The sequence below is a fragment of the Bradyrhizobium sp. 18BD genome (genome assembly GCF_054185225.1).
In genome coordinates, this window is sequence record NZ_JAVAYL010000007.1 from 222752 (window position 1) to 245949 (window position 23198).

At 64.8% G+C, this 23198-nt stretch carries 19 protein-coding genes; 10 read left to right on the top strand and 9 right to left on the bottom strand.

The features are described from left to right. Nucleotides 1-158: 158 nt before the first annotated feature. From RAD16_RS15435 to RAD16_RS15455, 5 genes are read left to right on the top strand one after another with little or no spacing between them, the layout of a single operon-like run. Nucleotides 159-1757 (top strand): ABC transporter substrate-binding protein, encoded by a 1599-nt coding sequence (locus RAD16_RS15435; RefSeq protein WP_458158737.1) that lies wholly within the window; start codon nt 159-161, stop codon nt 1755-1757. A gap of 33 nt (nt 1758-1790) precedes the next feature. After that, nucleotides 1791-2738 (top strand): ABC transporter permease, encoded by a 948-nt coding sequence (locus RAD16_RS15440; RefSeq protein ID WP_458158738.1) that lies wholly within the window; start codon nt 1791-1793, stop codon nt 2736-2738. Between the two features lie 9 nt (nt 2739-2747). After that, nucleotides 2748-3641: an ABC transporter permease gene (locus RAD16_RS15445; protein ID WP_458158739.1), complete on the top strand. Its 894-nt coding sequence runs from the start codon at nt 2748-2750 to the stop codon at nt 3639-3641. Continuing rightward, nucleotides 3641-4648 (top strand): ABC transporter ATP-binding protein, encoded by a 1008-nt coding sequence (locus tag RAD16_RS15450; protein ID WP_458158740.1) that lies wholly within the window; start codon nt 3641-3643, stop codon nt 4646-4648. The genes RAD16_RS15445 and RAD16_RS15450 overlap by 1 nt, the downstream gene beginning before the upstream one ends. Beyond that, complete coding sequence (locus RAD16_RS15455; protein WP_458158741.1) at nt 4645-5631, top strand: ABC transporter ATP-binding protein; 987 nt, start codon at nt 4645-4647, stop codon at nt 5629-5631. Before RAD16_RS15450 ends, RAD16_RS15455 begins: the two co-directional genes overlap by 4 nt. On the opposite strand, the gene RAD16_RS15460 is transcribed toward RAD16_RS15455, so the two are convergent. From RAD16_RS15460 to RAD16_RS15495, 8 genes are all read right to left on the bottom strand, one after another. Further along, nucleotides 5603-6415 (bottom strand): hypothetical protein, encoded by an 813-nt coding sequence (locus RAD16_RS15460; protein ID WP_458158742.1) that lies wholly within the window; start codon nt 6413-6415, stop codon nt 5603-5605. The two genes, RAD16_RS15455 and RAD16_RS15460, sit on opposite strands and share 29 nt — an antisense overlap. Before the next feature lie 242 nt (nt 6416-6657). Next, on the bottom strand, nt 6658-8634 hold the full coding sequence (locus tag RAD16_RS15465) for an acetyl/propionyl/methylcrotonyl-CoA carboxylase subunit alpha (protein ID WP_458158743.1): 1977 nt from the start codon (nt 8632-8634) through the stop codon (nt 6658-6660). Beyond that, the gene (locus RAD16_RS15470) at nt 8631-10247 is read right to left on the bottom strand and encodes an acyl-CoA carboxylase subunit beta (protein WP_458158744.1); all 1617 of its coding nucleotides are present in this window, start codon (nt 10245-10247) and stop codon (nt 8631-8633) included. The genes RAD16_RS15465 and RAD16_RS15470 overlap by 4 nt, the downstream gene beginning before the upstream one ends. 113 nt (nt 10248-10360) lie before the next feature. Beyond that, a complete protein-coding gene (locus RAD16_RS15475; RefSeq protein ID WP_458158745.1) occupies nt 10361-11227 on the bottom strand; it encodes a 3-keto-5-aminohexanoate cleavage protein in 867 nt (288 codons plus the stop codon). A 198-nt stretch (nt 11228-11425) separates the two neighbouring features. Continuing rightward, nucleotides 11426-12226 (bottom strand): helix-turn-helix domain-containing protein, encoded by an 801-nt coding sequence (locus RAD16_RS15480; RefSeq protein WP_458158746.1) that lies wholly within the window; start codon nt 12224-12226, stop codon nt 11426-11428. Between the two features lie 173 nt (nt 12227-12399). Beyond that, entirely contained in the window at nt 12400-13056 is a 657-nt protein-coding gene (locus tag RAD16_RS15485; RefSeq protein WP_458158747.1) for a glutathione S-transferase family protein, read from the bottom strand. A 62-nt stretch (nt 13057-13118) separates the two neighbouring features. Then, on the bottom strand, nt 13119-14279 hold the full coding sequence (locus RAD16_RS15490; protein WP_458158748.1) for an acyl-CoA dehydrogenase family protein: 1161 nt from the start codon (nt 14277-14279) through the stop codon (nt 13119-13121). Between the two features lie 140 nt (nt 14280-14419). Then, on the bottom strand, nt 14420-15556 hold the full coding sequence (locus RAD16_RS15495) for an acyl-CoA dehydrogenase family protein (protein WP_458158749.1): 1137 nt from the start codon (nt 15554-15556) through the stop codon (nt 14420-14422). A 267-nt stretch (nt 15557-15823) separates the two neighbouring features. Between RAD16_RS15495 and RAD16_RS15500 the strand changes: the two genes are divergently transcribed. Both RAD16_RS15500 and RAD16_RS15505 read left to right on the top strand, forming a co-directional pair. Further along, nucleotides 15824-17374 carry an acyl-CoA synthetase gene (locus RAD16_RS15500; RefSeq protein ID WP_458158750.1) on the top strand — a complete coding sequence of 517 codons (1551 nt, stop codon included), beginning with the start codon at nt 15824-15826 and terminating at the stop codon, nt 17372-17374. 87 nt (nt 17375-17461) lie between these two features. Continuing rightward, entirely contained in the window at nt 17462-18682 is a 1221-nt protein-coding gene (locus tag RAD16_RS15505) for an ABC transporter substrate-binding protein (RefSeq protein WP_458158751.1), read from the top strand. Between the two features lie 134 nt (nt 18683-18816). Here RAD16_RS15505 and RAD16_RS15510 read toward each other — a convergent pair whose 3' ends face one another. After that, nucleotides 18817-19578, bottom strand: coding sequence for a helix-turn-helix transcriptional regulator (locus tag RAD16_RS15510; protein ID WP_458158835.1), 762 nt, complete (start codon nt 19576-19578; stop codon nt 18817-18819). A gap of 187 nt (nt 19579-19765) precedes the next feature. Here RAD16_RS15510 and RAD16_RS15515 point away from each other — a divergent pair, with 187 nt between their 5' ends. The 3 genes from RAD16_RS15515 to RAD16_RS15525 all read left to right on the top strand — a co-directional run bounded on the left by RAD16_RS15515 (nt 19766) and on the right by RAD16_RS15525 (nt 23179). Beyond that, the gene (locus tag RAD16_RS15515) at nt 19766-22030 is read left to right on the top strand and encodes a marine proteobacterial sortase target protein (RefSeq protein ID WP_458158752.1); all 2265 of its coding nucleotides are present in this window, start codon (nt 19766-19768) and stop codon (nt 22028-22030) included. Nucleotides 22031-22263: 233 nt separating this feature from the next. Then, nucleotides 22264-22833 (top strand): class GN sortase, encoded by a 570-nt coding sequence (locus RAD16_RS15520; protein ID WP_458158753.1) that lies wholly within the window; start codon nt 22264-22266, stop codon nt 22831-22833. A gap of 85 nt (nt 22834-22918) precedes the next feature. Beyond that, nucleotides 22919-23179 carry a hypothetical protein gene (locus RAD16_RS15525; RefSeq protein ID WP_458158754.1) on the top strand — a complete coding sequence of 87 codons (261 nt, stop codon included), beginning with the start codon at nt 22919-22921 and terminating at the stop codon, nt 23177-23179. Nucleotides 23180-23198 lie beyond the last annotated feature (19 nt).

Sequence of the window (23198 nt, forward strand, 5' to 3'; positions counted from 1 at the left end):
CTCACATGATGAAATTGTGAAACGCCTGCGGCCTTCCGTCATCCGAATTGCCGAGAGATCAGACGGCCTTGCCGGTTGCCTCACTGCGCGGGCGTCGCTATCGTCCTGACAAACAGGCCAGAAAAGGCCCAAAAGACAAATGTCCAGGGAGGACGAGGATGCGGAGCGTGCGGGCGCTCGCCGCGGCGGCGGCGCTATCTTTGCTGGCGTTTTCGACCATTACATTCGCCGGCGAGCCCAAGCAGGGCGGTATTTTGCGGATGTATCACCGCGACAGCCCCGGCAACGCCTCGATCCATGAAGGCGCGACCTATTCGCTCAATGTTCCCTTCATGCCCGTGTTCAACAACCTCGTCATCTACAAGCAGGACGAGGCCCAGAACACGATGAACAACATCGTCCCGGAGCTCGCCGAGAGCTGGGCCTGGGTCAATGACAACAAGACGCTGACCTTCAAGCTGCGCCAGGGGGTGAAATGGCACGACGGCAAGCCGTTCACCTCGGCGGACGTCAAATGCACCTTCGACATGCTGATGGGCAAGTCGCAGCAGAAGTTCCGCCAGAACCCTCGAAAGTCCTGGTACGAGCAGGTCAACGACATCTCGACCAATGGCGATCTCGAGGTCTCGTTCAACCTGAAGCGGCCGCAGCCGTCGCTGCTGGCGCTGCTCGCCTCCGGCTACACGCCGGTCTATCCCTGCCACGTTTCGCCCGGCGACATGCGCACGCACCCGATCGGCACCGGCCCGTTCAAATTCGTCGAGTTCAAGGCCAATGAGTCGATCAAGCTGACGCGCAACACGGATTACTGGCGCAAGGGCCGGCCCTATCTCGACGGCATCGAGTTCACCATCATCCCGAACCGCTCGACCGCGATCCTCGCCTTTGTCGCCGGCAAGTTCGACATGACGTTCCCGACCGAGGTCAGCATTCCCTTGCTGAAGGACGTGAAATCGCAGGCGCCGAACGCGGTCTGCGTGGTCGAGCCGAACAACGTCGCGACCAACATCATCGTCAACTCGACGTCGGCACCGTTCGACAATATCGACATCCGCCGCGCCATGGCGCTGGCGCTCGACCGCAAATCGTTCATCTCGATCATGTTCGAGGGCCAGGGCGACGTCGGCGGCACCATGCTGCCGCCCCCGAATGGGCTGTGGGGCATGCCGAAGGAGATGCTCGAGACAATTCCGGGCTATGGCCCCGACGTGAACGCCAACCGCGAGGAGGCCAAGAAGCTGATGCAGAAGGCCGGCTACGGCCCGGACAAGCATCTCGCCGTCAAGGTCTCGACCCGCAACATCCCGGTCTACCGCGACCCCACGGTGATCCTGATCGACCAGCTCAAGAGCATTTATATCGACGGCGAGCTCGACGTGGTCGAAACCGCGAACTGGTTCCCGAAGATCGCCCGCAAGGACTACATGCTCGGGCTCAATCTGACCGGCAACGCCGTCGACGATCCCGACCAGTCGTTCTACGAGAACTATTCCTGCGGTTCCGAGCGAAACTACACCAACTATTGCAACAAGGAGATCGAGAAACTGTTCGACGTGCAGTCGCAGGAGACCGATATCGCCAAGCGCAAAAAGCTGGTGTGGGACATCGACAAGAAGTTGCAGGAGGACGTCGCGCGCCCGATCATCTTCCACGCGCGCACCGGCAGCTGCTGGCAGCCCTACGTCAGGGGCGTGACGATCATGTCGAACAGCTCGTACAATGGGTACCGCTACGAGGACGTCTGGTTGGACAAGTAGCAGGCGGCCGGCGGGTTCGACAGGAGGCGATGCATGTTTGCCTATCTGGTGCGGCGCCTGTTCCTGATGCTCGTGACCCTGTTCGGGATCTCGATCGTCATCTTCTTCCTGCTGCGCGTCGTGCCCGGCAACATCGTCGACATCCTGTTCGCTGCGGCCGGCTATGTCGATCCCGCCGACAAGGCCAATCTGGAGAAGGAGCTCGGCATCGACCAGCCGCTGATCGTGCAATATTGGCACTGGATCAGCGGATTTCTGCGCGGCGATTTCGGCTACTCCTATGTCTCGGAGAAGCCCGCGCTGCAGGAGATCCTGCCGCGGATCCCGATCACCGCGCGGCTCGCAGGCCTTGCGCTGCTGTTCTCGGCCTCGATCGGCATTCCCTTGGGAGTCATCAGCGCGGTCAAACAGGGCACGCGGCTCGATTACGCGCTGCGCGTGGTCAGCCTCAGTGGATTGTCGCTGCCCTCATTCTGGCTCGGCCTGCTGATCCTCACCGCGGCGGTGGCGATGTTCGGCCAGATCCCGATCTTCAATCCCAACCCGCAGACCTGGCTCGAGGCGTTCACGACCTACGCCGTGCCGGCCGCCGCCGTCGGCTTCCGCAGCGCCGCGCTGACCATGCGCATCACCCGATCCTCGATGCTGGAGGTGCTGCGACAGGACTACATCCGCACCGCGCGCGCCAAGGGCGCATCGGATGCGGCGGTGAACTATCACCACGCGCTGAAGAACGCGATCCTGCCGGTCATCACCGTGATCGGCATCGAGGCGGCGTTCCTGATCGGCGGCTTGATCGTCACCGAGACCGTGTTCAACATCCCCGGTGTCGCACGCTTCCTGGTCGAGGCGATCCGCTGGCGCGACTACCCGATCGTGCAGAACCTCGTGATGTTCATCGCCGTGGTCGTCGTGTTCGCGAATTTCACCGTCGACATGCTCTACGCGGTGTTCGACCCGCGGATCAGATACACGGATTAGGAGATCAGGTTGGCCGCGATCGACTTTGACGTTGAGCTGAGACGCGCCGGGGCGCATGCAACCGGCGGCTGGCGGCGCGTGCTGTTCCTGGCGCAGCGGCATGTGCTGGGCGCGGCCGGGCTCGTCATCATGACGATTTTCGTGCTCACCGCGATCTTCGCCGACTTCATCGCGCGCTATGATCCGCTCACGGTCGATGCCGCGCGTGCGCTGGCGCGTCCAAGCTGGGCGCACTGGATGGGCACGGATTCATTCGGCCGCGACGTGTTCAGCCGCATCATCCACGGCGCGCGGATCTCGCTCGCGGTCGGCATCGGCTCGACCGCGCTCGGCGGCACCATCGGCGTCATCGTCGGCCTCACCTCTGGCTATCTCTCCGGCTGGGTCGACCTCGTGTTCCAGCGCGTCTCCGACATCCTTCAGGCGCTGCCGCTTCTGGTGCTCGCTTTGATCATGACGGCCGCGCTCGGCCCATCCTTGCCGAACGTCATCATCGCCATCGCGATCCCGCTGATCCCGACGGTGTCACGCGTCATCCGCGCCAACACGCTGGCGTTGCGCGAGCAGCCCTTCGTCGAGGCCGCCAAGTCGATCGGCATGAGCGAGGTCCGCATCGCGCTCCGCCACGTGCTGCCGAACACGCTGGCGCCGCTGATCGTGCTGGCGACCGCGCAGCTCGGCTCGACCATCCTCACCGAAGCTTCCCTCTCCTTCCTTGGCCTCGGCATTCCCGAGCCTTATCCGTCGTGGGGCCGCATGCTCTCGGAATCCGCCGCCGAATATGTCCGCACCGCACCGTGGCTGGTGATCTTCCCTGGCATCGCCATCAGCCTCGCCGTGTTCGGCGCAAATTTGTTCGGTGACGCCCTGCGCGACATCCTCGATCCCCGGCAGCGCGGCTGATGGCGAAACAATCCGATCTCGTGCTCGAAGTGAAGAACCTGAAGACGGTGTTCTTCACGAACTCCGGCCTGTTCAGGGCGGTGGACGACCTCTCCTTCACGGTGAAGCGCGGCGAGACGCTGGCGATCGTCGGCGAATCCGGCTGCGGCAAGAGCGTCACCGCGCTCTCCCTGATGCGGCTCGTGCCCGATCCACCGGGCCGCATCGTCGGTGGCTCTGTTACGCTCGAGGGTACCGATCTACTGGCGCTGGACGAAGCGCAGATGCGCGCGATCAGGGGAAACCGCATCTCCATGATCTTCCAGGAGCCGATGACCTCGCTGAATCCAGTGATCCGGATCGGAGACCAGATCGTCGAGGCGGTACGGCTGCATCGGAACCTGTCGAGCAAGGAAGCCGGCGATGTCGCGGTCGAGATGCTGCGTCTGGTGCGCATTCCCGAGCCGGCGCGGCGCGCGCGCGAATATCCGCACCAGCTGTCCGGCGGCATGCGCCAGCGCGCGATGATCGCGATGGCGCTGGCGTGCCGGCCGGCGCTGCTGATCGCGGACGAGCCGACCACTGCGCTCGACGTCACCATCCAGGCACAGATTTTGGCGCTGATCCTCGATCTCCAGAAGGAGCTCGGCACCGGGCTCGTGCTGATCACGCACGATCTCGGCGTCGTCGCGCAGACCGCGCAGCGGGTGATCGTGATGTATGCCGGGCGAAAGGTCGAGGAGGCCAGTGTCGAGGCGCTGTTCGCTTCGCCGAAGCATCCCTATACGCGCGGGCTGATGGCCTCGATCCCTGCGGTGCCGGCCTCGGGCGTCGCGGTGCAGGAGCGGCTGAACGAAATTCCCGGCACGGTGCCGTCGCTGGTGCGGCTGCCGAAGGGCTGCGCTTTCGCGCCGCGCTGCAAGCTCGCGGTGAAACGCTGCGAGGCCGAATATCCGCCGCTGACCGATTGGGGCGGCGGCCATCTCGCCGCCTGCTGGCGCGCGGCTGAAGTGGCGGAGGTGGCATGACCGAAGCCCTGCTCGAGGTCACCGACCTCAAGAAACATTATCCGGTGCGCGCCGGCGTTCTGCGCCGGCAGGTCGGCACCGTGCATGCGGTCGACGGCGTCTCGTTCTCGCTTGGCGCCGGCGAGACGCTCGGCCTGGTCGGCGAATCCGGCTGCGGCAAGTCGACGGTGGCGCGCAGCGTGCTGCGGCTGGTGGAGCCGACCTCGGGCCAGATTCGCCTCGAAGGCGAGGACATCACGCGCCTGTCCAAGACGGCGCTGCGGCCGCATCGCCGCTCGATGCAGATCGTGTTCCAGGATCCGTTCGCCTCGCTCAATCCGCGCATGACTGCAGGCGACATCGTCGGTGAGCCGCTGGCCGTGCACGGGCTCGCGACCGGCAAGGCGCTGGAGGCGCGTGTCGCAAAGCTGTTCGAGCAGGTGGGCTTGCGGCCCGACCAGATGCGCAATTTCCCGCATCAATTTTCAGGCGGCCAGCGCCAGCGCATCTGCATCGCGCGAGCGCTGGCGCTGGAGCCGCGGCTGATCGTTTGCGACGAGCCGGTCTCGGCGCTCGACGTCTCGATCCAGGCGCAGGTGATCAACCTCCTGATCGACCTGCAGCGCCAGCACGGCTTCTCCTATCTCTTCATTGCGCACGACCTCGCCGTGGTCGCCCATATCAGCCACCGCGTCGCCGTGATGTATCTCGGCCGCATCGTCGAGATCGCCGACAAGGACGAGCTGTTCCGCAACCCGCGCCACCCCTACACGCAAGCCCTGCTCGCCTCCGTGCCGATCGCCAATCCGCTGGCGAAACGGCTCGCGCCGCTGGTGGACGGCGACGTGCCGAGCCCGGTGAACCCGCCCTCCGGCTGCGCGTTTCACACCCGCTGCCGGTTTGCGATGGAGCGATGCAAGACGGAGCGGCCGGCGCTGGTGGACGCGGGCGACGGGCACCAGGTGGCGTGCTTGCTCAACGAGGGGACGGGGCGAGGCCAGTAGGCCGTAGCGCCCGGATCACCGGCCATGCCGCCAGCGCGGCGGAGAGGTGCTTGAGCGTGTGGCCCGAGACGAGGTGCCCTGTCGCTTCGTAAATGGTGGCGTCGCCGAGCTCGAAAAGCTTTGCGAGCACGTAGAAGACGATCACGCCGCCAAGCGGCACGCCGAGCGCACCGAGCCGAGGCTTCGTCAACGCCAGGCCCACGGCGAGCGCCATGCCGCCGAACTGCACGACCACCCATGGCGTGAGATTTTCGCGTGCCACCCAGGCCGCGAGCAGGCCCGCAACCATCATCAGCACCAGCACCGCCTCACCCGCGCGCACGCTGATGCGCTCGCTGGCCGCGATGCCGAGAAAGCCCGCGAACGCCACCGCCATGCCGAGGCGATCGGCGATGAGCCGTTGCGGCATGTCGGGGTCCAGATGATAGAACCCGGAGCCCAGGCAGGTGAGGATTAGTCCGACGAAAAGCCAGCTTGCACCCACCGGCGCATCCTTGCGGGCGCGCAGCCGCTCCGAACCCCAGACGCCCATCGCGAGGAAGGCGAGATTGCTCAGCACGTCGCCGGCGTTGGGCACCCCCAGCCAGCCACGGGTGTCGACGAAATGCGGGATGTGCCAACCGGCGGCCGGCAGCGCGGGCGCGAGAAGCGCCGCCATTGCGAGGACAAGGAGCGCGCCGAGCAGGTATTTTTCGTGGGCTTGCAGCGGCACAAAAGAGAGTCGGCGGGGCGCTGACAGAAGCGTGGCAGCCGTCGCTTGGGTGTGCTCATCGGTGCGAAACATGCGTGCCTCTAGATGAATTGAACAATGTTCAGTACATATACATCACAAATGAACAATGTTCAATAGAGATTATTCGCGCGGCGTTACGGTCTGTTTTCTTATTGAAATTACTTGTGTTTTTGACCACGCACGAGGTGCCGCAGGGTGGGCAAAGCGAAGCGTGCCCACCACCCTTCAATCATGGAGAGACGGAGGGCGGCGCTTCGCGCCTTTGCCCGCCCTACGAGACTGCGTTCGCCGCGCTAGCCGGCCCCGATCTCCGCGACGATCCTGCCTGTCGTGACCTGCTCGCCCTCAGCGACGTCGATCGCGGCGACCACGCCGTCGATGCCGGCCTTGTGGACGTGCTCCATCTTCATCGCTTCCAGCGTCATCACCGGCTGACCGGCGGTGACGCGGTCGCCCGGCTTGACCAGGACCGCGACGACGCGGCCGTTCATGGCGGCGCGGACCTTGCCGTCGCCGCCGTTGCTTGCGGCAGCCTTCGGCGCAGCGAGCGTGAGATCGATTACCGCGAGCGGGATGCCGCGATGCTGGACGTACAGGCGATCGCCATCGCGCAGGAACTTTGCGCTGTCCATCACACCGTCATGGCGGAAGCGGATCGCGTCGGGATCGAGCTGCCCGATCTCGAACCTGTCCTGCCGGCCGCCAGTTGCGACGGTAAAGCTGCCATCGCGCTCGCGGGTGATGTCGAGCTCGTGCGCGTGGCCGGCGATCTCGATCTTCGCCGGCAGGGGAAACGTCGCCGACAGGCTCCGGCCACTTTGCCATGACGGCGCGCGCGGATTGGTGACGTAGAGCAGCAGGCCCGCTAGCGCCGTATCGAATGCGGCATTCGCCGACGGCGCCAGCAGTTCATCGCGGTGCGCGCCGATGAACGCCGTGGTCGCCTCGCCCCTGGCAAAGCCGGGATGACGCAGGCACGACATCAGGAACGCCTGGTTGGTGGTCACACCAAGCGCCGTGAGCTGCTCGAGGCCGACGATCAGCCGCCCCCTCGCCTCCTCGCGCGTGGCGCCATGGCTGATCACCTTGGCGATCATGGAATCGTAGAACGGCGGGATCTCCGAGCCCGATTGCAGCGCGTGCTCGACGCGGACGCGGTCAGGCACCTGCCAGCGCGCCATGCGGCCGGACTGCGGCATGAAGTCCTGCGCAGCATCTTCCGAGCAGAGCCGCACCTCGATGGCGTGGCCTGCGAAGCGGATGTCCTGCTGCTTCACCGGCAGCGCCTCGCCGCGCGCGACGCGCAGCTGCAGCTCAACGAGATCGAGCCCGGTGATCGCCTCGGTCACGGGATGCTCGACCTGGAGACGCGTGTTCATCTCCATGAAGTAGAACTCGCCGCCTTGATCGAGCAAGAATTCCAGCGTGCCGGCACCCTCATAACGGAGCGCCTTGACCGCAGCGACCGCGACCTCGCCCATTTTTGCGCGCAACTCCGGAGTCACCGCGGGTGACGGCGCCTCCTCGATCAGCTTCTGGTGTCGCCGCTGCACCGAACAGTCGCGTTCGCCGAGATGAATGGCGTTGCCATGGCTGTCGCCGAACACCTGGATCTCGATGTGGCGGGGATTCTGGATCGCGCGTTCGAGGATGACCGTGGGATCGCCGAACGCCGCTTTCGCTTCGGACCGCGCGCTGCGCAGGGCATCGCCGAAGGAAGCCGCGTCAGTCACGAGCCGCATGCCGCGGCCGCCGCCGCCGGCAACCGCCTTGATCATCACGGGGAAGCCGATCTTCCTGGCTTCCCCGAGCGTCACCTCGTCGCCCTGATCAGTGCCCTGATAGCCAGGCACGCAGGGAACGCCGGCCTTCTTCATGATCTCCTTGGCGCCGGCCTTGTTACCCATCGCCTCGATCGCCTGCGGCGACGGGCCGATGAAGACGAGGCCGGCATCCTTGCAGGCCTGCGCGAAATCCTCGTTCTCGGCGAGGAATCCATAGCCGGGATGAACGGCGTCCGCGCCGCTTGCCTTGGCCGCGGCAATGATCGCGGGAATGTTGAGATAGGACTGCGCCGGCAGGGCTTCGCCGATGCGCACCGCCTGATCGGCCTGCTTGACGTGGAGCGCATCGCGATCCGCATCCGAATAGACCGCGACGACGCCGAGGCCGAGCTGCCGCGCGCTGCGCATCACGCGCAACGCGATCTCGCCGCGATTGGCGACCAAGACCTTGAAGAACGGCCGGTGCGGCACTGATCCGTTCCTCATGGGCGGGCCACCGAGAACTGCATGCGCTGGGGTGTGCGCGAATCCCCCTCGCGGCAGATCGCCAGCACTTCCGAGAGGACCGCGCGGGTGTCGCGCGGATCGATCACGCCGTCGTCGAGCACGCGCGCGCTGGTCGAGAACACGTCCATCTGGCCGTCGAACACGCCGACGATCTGCGCCTTCATGGCCTCTAACTTGTCCTTCTCGATCGGCTTGCCGCGGCGCGCGGCGGCGGCCTCGGTCACGATCGCCATGGTCTCGGCGGCCTGCTCGCCGCCCATCACGGCGGTCTTGGCGTTGGGCCAGGAGAAGCAGAAGCGCGGATCGAAGCCGCGCCCGCACATGCCGTAATTGCCGGCACCGAACGAGGCGCCGCAATAGATGGTGATCTGCGGCACCGTCGCAGACGTCACCGCCTGGATCATCTTCGAGCCGTGCTTGATCATGCCGGCTTCTTCATAGGCTCGGCCCACCATGTAGCCGGTGGTGTTGTTGAGATAGAGAATCGGCGTGCGGGTCTGGCAGCAGGCCTGGATGAAATGCGTCGCCTTGTTGGCGCCGGCGGGATCGAGCGGGCCGTTGTTGGTAATGATGCCGATCGCCTGGCCCTCGATGCGGGCATGGCCGCAGACGGTGGCCGGGCCGTAATTCGGCGCCATCTCGGTGAAATCGGAATCATCGATGATGCGCGCGATCACCTGCTTCATATCCACGGTGCGCTTGTGGTCCATCGGCATGATGCCGAGCAGCTCGTCCTGGTCGTAGCGCGGCGGCTTGAATTCCGGCAACACCCGGCCTGGCCGCTCCCATTCCAGCGCCGCCATGATCTCGCGCGCGATGCGCAGGGCGTCACGATCGTCCTCGGCGAGATAGTCACCGAGGCCGGAGATTTGCGTGTGCATCTCGGCGCCGCCGAGCTCTTCCTCGGTCGCGATCTCGCCGGTCGCAGCCTTCAGCAGGGGCGGCCCGGCGAGGAAGGCGCGGGTGCGGCCGCGTACCATGACGATGTAGTCGGACAACCCCGTCTGATAAGCACCGCCGGCGGTGGACGAGCCGTGCGTGACGGTGACGACCGGCAGGCCCGCCGCGGAGAGCCGCGCGAGATTGCGAAAGATGTTGCCGCCACGGACAAAGTCCTCGACGCGGTAGCGCAGCAGATTGGCGCCGGCGCTTTCCACGAGCTGCACGTAAGGCAGCTTGTTCTCCAGCGCGAGCTCCTGCACCCGCAGCGTCTTGTCGAGGCCGTAGGGCTGCAGCGCGCCGGCATCGATGCCGGCGTCATTGGCGCTGACCATGCAGCGGATACCGGAGACGAAGCCGATGCCGGCGATGACACCGCCGCCGGGCACGCTCTTGGCCGCATCCGGCACGTCGAACATGTAGCCGGCAAGCGTCGACAGCTCGATGAAGGGCGCACCGGGATCGAGCACCAGCGCGACACGCTCGCGCGGCAGCAACTGCCCGCGCTTGTGGAAGCGATCCTTCGCCGCCGCCGACGCCGCCCGCGTGCGCTCTTCCAGCGCGCGCATGCGGTCGATCAGAGCGAGCATGCCGTCACGGTTGGCGTGGTAGGTGGTGCTGCCGAGGGAAATGGTGTTTTCGAGAATGGACATAATTCTACCTTACCCGTCATTGCGAGGAGCGGAGCGACGAAGCAATCCAGACTGCCTCAGCGGAAAGATTCTGGATTGCTTCGCTTCGCTCGCAATGACGGCTGACGCCGCGCTTACCTGTTCGTCCCAAAGATCTTCCGCGCCTCGGCGGGGCTTGCGATCTCGCGGCCGGCGCGACGGGCGCAGGCGGCGATGGCCTCGATCAGCTGTCCGTTCGACGTCACCTTCTTGCCGTCGGCGAGATAGAACGCGTCTTCGAGACCGGTGCGCAAGTGACCGCCGAGTTCGGCGCAGCGCTGGTGCAGCGGCCAGATCTCTTCGCGACCGATGGCGGTGACCTGGAACTGCGCTTCGGGCCGCTTCAGCTTGATCAGGATCGGCAGCAGGTCGGGATCAGCAGGCATGCCGGACGCAACGCCCATCACAAAATTATATTCGAGCGGGCCCTTGTACATGCCGACCTGGTGATACATGCCGACGCAGCGGACGATGCCGACGTCGAAACATTCGAACTCGGGAATGGTGCCGACCGAATTCATGACGTCGAGATAGTCCTTCACCTTCTCGACCGCGTTGTCGAACATCATGGGCGGCCAGGCCCAGGTGTTGTCGGCCTTCACCTTCAGATAATTCAGCGAGCCGGCGTTGCAGGCGGCAATCTCCGGCCTGGTCTCGCGGATGCAGTCCAGCGCGCCGGAGTAGTTCGGCCCGGAGACACCCGAGGTGTGATTGATGATGACGCCGGGGCAGGCCTCGCGGATCGCCTGCTGGATCTCCTTGCTGACGGCGACCTCCCACGAGGGCAGGTGTCCCTTGCCCGGAGCCTGCTGGCGGAGATGGATGTGCATGATCGACGCGCCCGCATCGAACGCAGCCTTGGCCTCGCGCGCCATCTGCTCGGGCGTGACGGGCACGTTGTGCTGCTTGGGGTCGGTGAGCACGCCGTTCAGCGCGCAGGTGATGACGGCCGTGTCGCTCATGCCAAAAATATCTCGCACGTTGAGAATTCAACGCTGGCGATCATGTGATGCGGGAGCGTGCGGCTTCTTGCGCGGAGAAGCTGGGAAAAACGACGAATCGTAGGGTGGGTTAGCCGAAGGCGTAACCCACCACTGTCCTGCTCCGCGGAAGCAGAAGAGGTGGGTTACGCTGCGCTAACCCACCCTACGGGAGCGGGGCTAGCTCGCTTCCGCGAGCTTCACCGTCTCGTTGCTCCGATAGATCGCAAGGTCCCGCGAGCCGACGAAGATCGCGCGCGGCTTCAGGCCGTAGAAGCGGCGGATCGAATGGCTGAAATGGGTGCTGTCGGGATAGCCGATGTCCTGCGCGAGATGAGCGAGGTTAAGATCCTGGTTGGCGAAGTGCAGCAGATGCCGCGCGCGCTTCCAGGCCCGGAAGGAGCGGAACGAGATGCCGGTCTCCTCCTTGAACAGATGCAGGAAGCGCGAGGCGGAGAGGCCCGCTTCGGCCGCGCAGGTGTCGGCCGTCACCGGCTCGCCGGAGAAGCGTTCGATGCGGGCGACGGCGCGCGTCACGCGCGGATCGAGCACGCGGCGGGGCAGCGCCTCGCCAAAGCACATCTCGTCGAACTCGGCGGTGGTGATGTCGCCATAGCGGCGCTGGCGCAGCAGCGCGTAGGCGGCGAGGATTTTTCGGGCATAGACCGCGCGGTCCGGTCCCATCAGCCGCTGGGCCAGGACCTCCAGCACGCCATCCGGCATGCTCTCAGGCTCGAGCGTCACGCTGATCGCGGTGCGGTAGTCGCTGGCAATGGAATGCCGCTGGTTCGGCAGCGTGACGAACAGCTCGGCGGTGGCGAGGACGTCGTCGATGGTCAGGTGCAGGTTGCCCTTCACCGCCACATAAACATGGCAACAGCCCGGGGTCCGCTTGCGGGGCCGTCCGAGCAGGCCGGCATAGAACACCCGCTCCGGCGTGATCAGCATCAGATGGTCGGATTCGCGACCGTTATCTTCCATTGGGATCCTCCTCGCGCGGCTCTCTGGCCGCTGCGGACGGGGGTCACCTTAACGGAAATTTGGGCGCTGTCACGACGGGATAGCGCTGTCATGACGCGCAAAGCGTTGGCATTCCAGGACGGCGATGTGCCAGTCCGGAACTGTCATGAGACTGTAGTCCCAATCCGCAGGGCTTACGCCCTCACACGCGGCGCAACATTCTGCTCGGCACCGGCCTTCTGCTCCGCAGCAACCGCGCGTTTGAAGCCGTCGCGCTGCTGCAACCGCGCCCAATAGGCTGCGACATTTGGCCCGAAATCCTTGGCGAGGCCGATGTTGCTGGCAAGGCGGAGCGCGTAGCCGATGACAATGTCAGCGGCGGTGAAGCGATCCGCGCACAATGTATCGGCGTTCGCCGTCGCTGCCTCCACCGCGCGCAGCCGCCCCAGGAACCATTTTGCATAATCGGTGGCGACCTGTGGATTGCGGCGCTCTTCCGGCTCGAGCTGGGTGTAGCGGAGCACCAGCGTCTGCGGGAAAGTTAACGTGGCGTCGCTGAAATACATCCAGTTCAGGAACGCGCCATAGGCGGGATCCGCGACGTCCACCATCAGCGGCGTCGGGGCGTATTTGGTGCCGAGGTAATGGCAGATGCCGGAGGACTCCGTCATCTTCGTCTCGCCGTCGACCATGAAGGGAATGGTGCCGAGCGGATTGAGCGCAAGATATTCCTTGGCGAAGACGCGCGGCGGGAACGGCAGCATCTTCAGCTCATACGGCAGCCCCATCTCCTCCAGCATCCAGAGCGGACGGAACGAGCGCGCGGCGTCGCAGTGATAGAGCGTGATCATAAGGACTTCCCCCTAGAGCATGATCCGGAAAAGTGTGAAGCGGTTTTCCGACAAGATCATGCTCAAACTTTACGACTCCCGGGCAACGTACCCATCATCTTGCACAGGACCATTAGCATGACCTCGTCGGCGCCGCCGCCGATCGAGGTCAGGCGGCTGTCGCGATAGGCGCGGCTGACCGGCGTCTCGTTGGTAAAGCCCATTCCGCCCCAATATTGCAAGCAGGCGTCGGTGAGCTCGCGGCCGAGCCGACCGGCCTTTAGCTTGGCCATGGTCGCAAGCCGCGTCACGTCCTCGCCGGCGACCAGCTGCTCGGCGGCACGATAGATCAGCGCACGCAGCAGCTCGACCTCGGTCTGCATCTCCGCGAGCTTGAAGTGCACGACCTGGTTATCGAGGATGCTCTGGCCGAAGGCTTTGCGGTTGCGAGTATATTCGATGGTCTGATCGATGATGTACTCGTGCGCCTTGAGACACGCCGCCGCACCCCAGAGCCGCTCCTCCTGGAACTGGATCATCTGGTAGGTAAAGCCCTTGCCTTCCTCGCCGATCCGGTTGCGCTTGGGAACGCGGACATTGTCGAAGAAGATCTGCGCGGTATCCGACGAGCGCATGCCCATCTTGTCGAGCTTGCGCGCAACCGTGACGCCCTTGCACTTCATGGGCACGCAGATCAGCGATTTGTTGCGGTGAACGGGACCATCGCCGGTGTTGGCGAGCAGGCAGATCCAGTCGGCCTGCGTGCCGTTGGTGATCCACATCTTGCCGCCGGTGATGACGTAGTCGTCGCCATCCGAGCGCGCGCTGGTCTTGATCGAGGCGACGTCGGAGCCCGCGCCGGGCTCGGAGACGCCGATGCAGGCGACGTAATCGCCGGAGATCGAGGGGCTGAGAAACTCGCGCCGCACCTCGTCCGAGCCGAACCGCGCCAGCGCCGGCGTCGCCATGTCGGTCTGCACCCCGATCGCCATCGGCACGCCGCCACAGGTGATGGCGCCGAGCTCCTCCGCCATCATCAGCGCGTAGGAATAGTCGAGGCCGGAGCCGCCGAACTCAACGGGCTTGTTCAGCCCGAGGAAGCCGAGATTGCCCATCTTCTTGAACAGCTCATGCGCCGGGAAGATGTCGGCCTTCTCCCATTCATCGACGTGAGGATTGATCTCATTGGCGATGAATTTTTGGAGGGAACGGCGGATGTCGTAGTGGTCGGCGGTGAATAGCATCTCTTCCCTCTCGTCATTCCGGGGCATCGCGAAGCGATGAGCCCGGAATCCATTTCTCTACGGTACGTGCGGCCCGATGGATTCTCAGGTGCGCAATTGCGCACCATAGCTCGCGCTTCGCGCGCCCCGGAATGACGGGCTCACAACCCCATCTGCCTCGACGCCAGATCCTTCATGATCTCCTCGGTGCCGCCGCCGATGGCGTTGACCTTGACCTCGCGGTAGATGCGCTCGGCCTTGATACCGCGCATGAAGCCGGCGCCGCCAAAAATCTGCACGGCTTCCGAGGCGCAGAACGCCATGGTCTGCGTCGCCTGGTTCTTCATCATGCAGATCTCGGCGACCGGGCTCTCGCCCTGCTCCAGCCGCCAGGCCAGCAGCTCCAGCATTGATTGGGACGCAGCGACCTTCTGCGCCATGTCGACGATCTTGTGCCGGATGACCTGGTGCTGGGCGAGCGGCTTGCCGAACGTCTTGCGCTCCTTGGCATAAGTGACCGCCTCGTCGAGACAGACGCGCGCGAAAGCAGTGCAGCTCGCCGCCATACCCATGCGCTCGCTGTTGAAATTCCGCATGATGATCTTGAAGCCCTGGCCCTCCTCGCCGATCAGATTCTCGGCCGGCACGCGACATTCGTCGAAATGCAGCGTCGCGGTGTCGGAGGCCCACCAGCCCATCTTCTTCAGCTTGGTGCGCGACAGGCCCGGCGTGTCGCCCTCAATCAGGAGCAGGCTGACGCCGCCGGCGCCCTCGCCACCGGTACGCACCGCAACGGTCAGATAATCGGCACGCACGCCCGAGGTGATGAAGGTCTTTTCGCCGCTCACGACGTAGTGATTGCCGTCGCGCCGGGCCCGAGTGCGGAGGCCCGCGACGTCCGAGCCGCCGCCGGGCTCGGTGATCGCAAGCGCGGAAATCTTCTCGCCTGAGAGCACCTGCGGCAGCACGCGCGCCTTCACCTCGGGCCGCGCTGCGCGTGCGATCGGCGGCGAACCGATGGTGTGGCTCATCAGGCTGGCGCTGACGCCGCCGGTACCGGCCCGCGCCAGTTCCTGGCTCGCGACGATCTTCATGAACTGGTCGGCGGCGATCCCGCCATATTCCTCGGGAAATCCGAGCCCCAACAGGCCGATCTCGGCCGCCTTGCGATAGAGCGCGCGGGGAAATTCGCCGGCCTCGTCCCATTCATGGGCGAACGGCGCGATCTCCTTGTCCACAAAACGGCGCATCACGTCGCGGAACGCGTCATGCTCGGCGGTATAGAACGGGCTCTTCATCTCAGTCTCGCCCTGTTGGCGGATTCGTCGCATTCACCATGGCCGGAACCCCGGCGGCTCACTTGCGTGGAGTGGCTGACCACGAGCGTCACCCTGCGACGGTCAGGACCTAGCAACTCAACGCAAGACGATTTTCGCCCCTCGCAGGCCAACTCCCGGTCAAAAAAAGACGTGGTGCACAAACTCCGGCTGGCCCCAGGGCCATGCCGGGCCTAGTGCACGGCAAGTGGGACGAGAGGCGGCACAAGACCGCCGAGGGAGGGATTTTTGGCCGTTCGTTACTACGACTGGATCGCCCATCATGGCCGCCGCACGCCCGGCAAGGTCGCGGTTATCGACCTCGCGAGCGAGCGCCGCTTCACCTATTCGCAGCTCGACGCCCGCGTCGCGCGGCTGGCCGGCTTCCTCCGCGACACGCTCAAGGTCTCGCGCGGCGACCGCGTCGCGGTGCTGGCGCTGAACACGACCGATACGCTGGAGGTGCAGTTCGCCTGCGGCCGGTTGGGCGCGATCTTCGTGCCGCTGAACACCCGCCTCACCGTTCCCGAGCTTCAGTTCATCACCGGCGACTGCGCCCCAAAGGTGATGATCCACGACACCGACCTCGCCGAGACCGCCCTCGCCGTCGCAAAGCTCTGCGGCATCGCGACCAGCCTGTTGCTTGGCCCGGGCGGCGCCTATGACGCCGGCATCGCCGCGGCAAAGCCGCTCGACCGTGCCGAAGAGGTCACGCTCGATGACGTCTCGACCATCATGTACACGTCGGGCACCACGGGTCATCCGAAGGGCGCCACCATCACCCATGGCATGACCTTCTGGAACTGCGTCAATCTCGGTGGCCCCGCCTGCATCGGGCCGGCCTCGGTGCTGCTCACCGTGCTGCCGCTGTTCCATACCGGCGGGCTGAATTGCTACACCAACCCGGTGCTGCATGCCGGCGGCACCGTGATGATCATGCGCGCCTTCGATCCCGGCGCGGCGCTCGGCCTGATCAACGATCCCGCCCAGGGCATCAACGTGTTCTTCGGCGTGCCCGCGATCTATCAGTTCATGGCGCAGCATCCGGCCTTCGCGACCGCCGACCTGACCCGGCTGATCGTCGGCGGTGTCGGCGGCGCGCCGATGCCGGTGCCGCTGCTCAAAGTGTGGGAGGCGCGCGGTGTCGCGCTGCAGCAGGGCTACGGCATGACCGAGACCTCGCCGGCCGTGCTGGTGCTCGACCGCGAGGACGCGGCGCGGAAGGCAGGCTCCGCCGGCAAGCCCGTGCTGCACACGGAAGTCCGCATCGTTCGGCCCGATGGCAGCGATGCCGATACCGGCGAGCTCGGTGAGCTCTGGGTCAAGGGCCCGAACATCACGCCCGGCTACTGGAACCGGCCGGAGGCGAACAAGACCTCCTTCACCGACGGCTGGCTGCACACCGGCGATGCGACGCGCGTGGACGAAGAGGGCTTCTACTACATCGTCGACCGCTGGAAGGACATGTACATCTCCGGCGGCGAGAACGTCTATCCGGCCGAGGTCGAGAACGTCCTGCACCAGCTCACCGCGATCGCGGAAGCCGCGGTGATCGGCATTCCCGATCCACAATGGGGCGAGGTGGGCCTTGCCATCGTCGCGGCCAAGCCAGGCCAGCAACTGACCGAGGCGGATGTCTTCGCGCACTGTGCGGCGAATCTCGCGCGCTTCAAATGTCCGCGGCAGGTCCGCTTCGTCGATGCGCTGCCACGCAACGCCACCGGCAAGATCCACAAGCCGACCTTGCGGAAAGAATTCTCGGCAGCGTCCGAAGTCGACAAGAAAGTCGCCAACGCCTGATCAAAGCGCCCCTCGCGGGCGCTTTTGTTTTTCGACGTGCCTGCTCCACTCCAGAAGAAACCCAAAAGAAAACCCAAAGGAATTTTCATGAACAGGAAACTCTCCCTGCTTGCCGCAGCAACAGCAGTGGCGCTGCTTGCAGCCCAATCCGCCTATGCGCAGAAGGCGTACGACACCGGCGTCACCGACACCGAGATCAAGATCGGCAATGTCGAGGCCTATTCCGGTCCCGCCTCCGCCTACGGCATCATCGGCAAGACCGAGGAAGCCTATTTCAAGATGATCAACGACCAGGGCGGCATCAACGGCCGCAAGATCAACTGGATCTCCTATGACGACGGCTATTCGCCGCCGAAGACGGTGGAGCAGATCCGCAAGCTGATCGAGAGCGACGAGGTCTTCCTGGTATTCAACGCGCTGGGCACGCCGACCCAGACCGCCGTGCAGAAATATCACAACGCCAAGAAGGTGCCGCAGCTCTTCCTCGCCACCGGCGCCAGCAAGTGGAACGATCCGAAGAACTTCCCCTGGACCATGGGCTTCCAGCCCAGCTACCGGGTCGAAGCCCAGATCTTTGCGAAGTACATCCTGAAGGAGAAGCCGGACGCCAAGGTGGCGATCTTCTATGCCAATGACGATTTCGGCAAAGACTACGTCGCCGGCATCAAGGACATTTTCGGCGACAAGGCCTCGAAGCTGATCGTGGCCGAAGAGAGCTACGAGACCTCGGAGCCGTCGATCGACGCCCATATCGTCAAGCTCAAGGGCACCGGCGCCGACGTCTTCGTCAATATCTCGACCCCGAAATTCGCAGCTCAAGCCATCAAGAAGATCGCGGAGCTGGAGTGGAAGCCGATGCACCTGATGACCGACGTCTCGGTCTCCATCGGCGCGGTGATGAAGCCGGCCGGCCTCGAAGCCTCCGAAGGCGTGCTGTCCGCCGGTTACCTGAAGGATGCGTCGGACCCGCAGTGGAAGGACGACGAGGGCATGAAGAAGTTCATGACCTTCATCGACAAATACATGCCGGGTGCGAACATCTCGGACGCCAATCTGGTTTACGCCTATGCTGCGGCCCAGACGATGGTGCAGGTGCTGAAGCAGTCGGGCGACAACCTGACCCGTGAGAATGTGATGAAGCAGGCCGCCAGCCTGAAGGACTTCGTCCCCGACACGCTGATCCCGGGAATCAAGATCAACACCTCCGCCACGGACTTCGCGCCGATCGAGCAGCTCAAGATGTGGCGGTTCAAGAAGGGCCAGTGGGAGCTGTTCGGCGACATCATCAGCGCCGAGCCGAGCGGCTAGCTCGGGCTGAAAGTTGCTGATACGCGCGAGAATAGCGGCCGAAAGGCCGCTATTCTTTTGGCTGCTGTCACGTGAGCTCCAGAGCCACCTCGATGCCCACGACAATGGCGCGGGCCGCCGATTCGGACGCGGGTTCAGGCAGGCAGAAACAGCGCAAAAGACTCCTCGACGGTACGCCGAAGGTGATCGCGATACAGCTCGTAGTTCGCGTGGTCGGGCGTGATCCGGCCCACAACGGGATCGGCGATCGTCCGTGCCGGCACATAGGCTATCGGGGCCGCAACCGGCGTCAATTGCGAGCCGGCGCCCGCGCGGAGCGTCGAGATGATGCCGTACATCTCGCCGCTCACCGTCGGCCGCGACACCGTGATCACGCGATGCTGGCCGTGCTTGATGATGACGAGGTAGATGAAGCCCGACTGGTGCGGCACAGCAACCTCGCCAGTGTGCTCATAGGCCGCATCGGTCCGTTCGTCCTCGCGGAACACCAGTGACGAGACTTTCGGCTCCCAGACGATCTCCGTGCGATAGGCGAAGATCGCGTCCTTGGCGCCGAACGACGGCCGCAGCGTGATGTAGACGTCCTCAAGCCAGGTCACGGCGCGGTGCGCATAGGAGCCAAGGCTGTCGGGCGCGACGTCGTTTGCGGCCGGAGGCGTCGCCACGACGACGCTTTTGCGCAAGGAGACGCCCAGCGCCTGCTCCAGCCGGACCGTCGTCGCCAGCGTAAACGGCCGGCGCCCGCCGAGCACCTTCTCCAGCGTCGACAGGCTGAGCTTGGCCTGCTCCGCCAGCGCCTGCCGGGAGATCCGGCGCCTTGCGAGCTCCTCGCGAATGGTCTCCGCGATCTCGCGGCTCTGCTCGTCGGAAAGCTGCTTGTCGCCCTGCGTCTGCATCATCAACCCTGCTTTGGGAGTGCCACTCTAGCAGGGCGGACAAACCAGCACAAAACCGCACAGGGCCGCCCCGGAGGCCGCCCGCCCGGGCCGGCTGCGGCGGAACATTGCCGATCATTCTGCTCGCGACATCAGGCCCTCCCGACCGATGCTGAGGACCAGCAAACATCCTTCGGGAGCAGACCAAATGGATACCTACGACACAGCCGACAGCGACGAGCACCCCTTGCTGGGCCGGCTGATCAAGCTGGGATTGTTTCTTCTGGTGCAGGGCATCGCGGTGATACTGGTCGCCTTCGTCGCCCTGCTGGTGAGCTTCGAGCCGGGATGGTCGGCCACGACGGAGCAGGCCAGCCTGCTCCAGCCCCGCGACGCCAAATCCGGCAGCCTCCTCCTGAAGGAGGACGGCGCCTATACCGAAGCGATCCGCCTCGCGACCGATGTCGACGTCACGGTCTCGGGCCCAACGCTGCGCGCCCGCGTCACCCAGATCTTCCGCAACCCGACCAACGATTGGGTCGAGGCCACCTATGTCTATCCGCTCGCGACCAATAGCGCCGTCGACACGCTGAAGATGGTGGTTGGTGACCGCGTCATCGTCGGCGACATCAAGGAGCGCCAGCAGGCCCGCGTGATCTACGAGCAGGCGCGCGCCGCCGGCCAGAAGGCCGCGCTCACCGAGCAGGAGCGGCCGAACATCTTCACCAACTCGGTCGCCAATATCGGTCCCGGCGAAACCGTGCTGGTGCAGATCGAATATCAGGAGCCGGTGCACCAGGCCGGCAACGAATATTCGCTGCGCCTGCCCTTGGTGGTCGCCCCGCGCTACAATCCGGCGCCGATCGTGCAGAGCGTCGACTTCCGCAACGATGGCTCGGGCTGGGGCGCAACCACATCGAATCCGGTGCCGGATCGCGATCGCATCACGCCGCAGGTGCTCGACCCGGCCAAGAACGCGCCGGTCAACCCGGTCAGCATCACGGTGCGCCTGAAGGCCGGCTTTGCGCTCGGCGAGGTCAAGAGCCACCATCATAACGTCAAGACGGAAAGCCCAGACAGCACGACGCGTGTCGTCACGCTCGCCGACGGTGCCGTTGCCGCCGACCGCGATTTCGAGCTGAGCTGGAAGCCGGCTGCCGAGAAAGCGCCCTCGGTCGGGCTGTTCCGCGAGCGTGTCGGCGATGCCGACTACCTGCTCGCCTTCGTCACCCCGCCCAGCGCCGAGCAGGCGACGCAGAAGCCGCTGCCGCGCGAAGTGGTGTTCGTGATCGACAATTCCGGCTCGATGGGCGGCACCTCGATCGTTCAGGCCAAGGCGAGCCTGCTCTATGCCCTCGGCCGCCTCCAGCCCAATGACCGCTTCAACGTCATCCGTTTCGACGACACCATGGACGTGCTGTTCCCGACCTCCGTACAGGCCGACGCAGCGCATGTCAGGGACGCAACCGCGTTCGTCGACGCATTGCAGGCGCGTGGCGGCACCGAGATGGTGCCGGCGATGCGTGCCGCGCTGACCGACAAGCTCGGCGACACCGGCATGGTTCGCCAGGTCGTGTTCCTCACCGACGGCGCGATTGGCAACGAACAGCAATTGTTCGAGACCATCACGGCGATGCGCGGCCGCTCGCGCGTCTTCATGGTCGGCATCGGCTCCGCCCCCAATACCTATCTGATGACGCGCGCATCCGAGCTTGGCCGCGGCGCCTTCACTCATATCGGCTCGGTCGAGCAGGTCGAGGAGCGCATGCGCGGCCTGTTCGCCAAGCTGGAGAACCCGGCGGTGACCGGCCTCACGGCAAAATTCTCCGACGCGACAGCCGACGTGACGCCGGCGATCATCCCCGACGTCTATCGCGACGAGCCGCTGGTGCTGGCCGCAAAGCTCGACAAGCTCGCGGGCTCGCTCGAGATCAAAGGCCGCGTCGGCGACCGTCCGTGGTCGGTGACGCTGCCGCTGCAAAACGCAGCCGAAGGCAAGGGTCTGTCAAAGCTCTGGGCCAAGCGCAAGATCGGCGATGCCGAGGTCGCGCGCACCATGCGCGAGATGACGCTGGAAGACTCCGACAAGGCGATCCTGGCACTGGCGCTCGACCATCAGATCGTCACGCGGCTGACCAGCCTCGTCGCGATCGACAAGACGCCGAGCCGCCCCGAGGGCACGCCGCTCAGGCTGAGCGAATTGCCGATCAATCTTCCGGCCGGCTGGGACTTCGAAAAAGTGTTTGGCGAACGGCCGCAGCAGGTACCGACGCAGCTTCGCGAACGTCGTGCCGATGCGCGCAGCCAGCCGGCGGCAAGGCGGCCGACACCCGCCGCGCCCGATGCGATCCGCCTGCCCAAGACGGCGACCTCGGCCGAGCTGAAGATGATCGCAGGCCTGATCCTGATCGTGCTCGCCCTGGTCCTGTTCGTGTTCAACCGGCGTCGACCCTTGCTCACCGACGCCGCTTGAGAGAGGAGCCCCCCGAACTCCTCTGTTAGCGCGCGCGGCTGCCCGTCCCACACCAACGGCCGCGCGCGCCTTTTTTTCCTGGTGTCTCAATCGAATTCGTCATTGCGAGCCAACGGGTCCGCGCGAAGCGCGGCCCGATGACAGGCTCCGCGAAGCAATCCAGAGATCCATCCGCTGAGACAGTCTGGATTGCTTCGTCGCTTCGCTCCTCGCAATGACGGGAAATTGACACAATGCCCCGCCTCATCTCTCCCCTCGTTCTCGCGCTGATCGGCACCATCCTGTTCGGCGACGGGGCCTACATCCACGCCAAGGCCTGGCTGGCGCAGTTGCTGCTGGAGCGCGCATTCGACAAGAGCATCGCGACCGGCCAGCCGGTCAAGCCGTGGTCGTGGGCCGACACCTGGCCGGTCGCGCGGATCGAAGTGAGGCGGATCGGCGCCAGCGCGATCGTCCTGGAGGGGACAAGCGGCCAGGCGCTCGCTTTCGGACCCGGCCATATCCACCAAACGGTTGATGCCGGCGAGCGTGGTGTTGCCGTATATGCAGCGCATCGAGACACACATTTCCGCTTCCTGCGGAATGTTGCCATTGGTGATGTCATCGATGTCACGCGCAGTGACGGCAAACACTTTCGCTATCGGGCGGATTGCTCCGCCGTCGTTCGTTTCGATGAGTCCGGCATAGATCCCGCAGGGCAGGATGCCGAACTCGTGCTCGCGACCTGCTGGCCGTTCGACGCTGTCACGTCCGGCGCCGATCGCTACGTCCTGCATGCCACCTTGATTGTGACGGGTGAATAGCGGTTCGCAAATATCCGCCGCGCCTGCTCAACCTGACGACGTTTCCCCCGCGTCTGCGATTCCGGCAAATGCGCCGCGGATCGCAATGGTCACGCCCAGCTACAACCACGCGCAATATCTCGGCACCACGATCGAGAGCATCGTCACCCAGAACTATCCGAACCTGTACTACCACGTGCAGGACGGCGCCTCGATCCGGGATCCTGCAATACTGAACGGCAATGCGCGCCGTGATTCGGCCGATCGGTCAGGCAGTGATCACCAGCGTTTAATCACCCGCTCATTCCATCGCACGGCATACTTCGCAAGGTTGCCACTCCGAAGAACTCGCCATACAACTGCGTGACGCGCCACCAAGAACAACA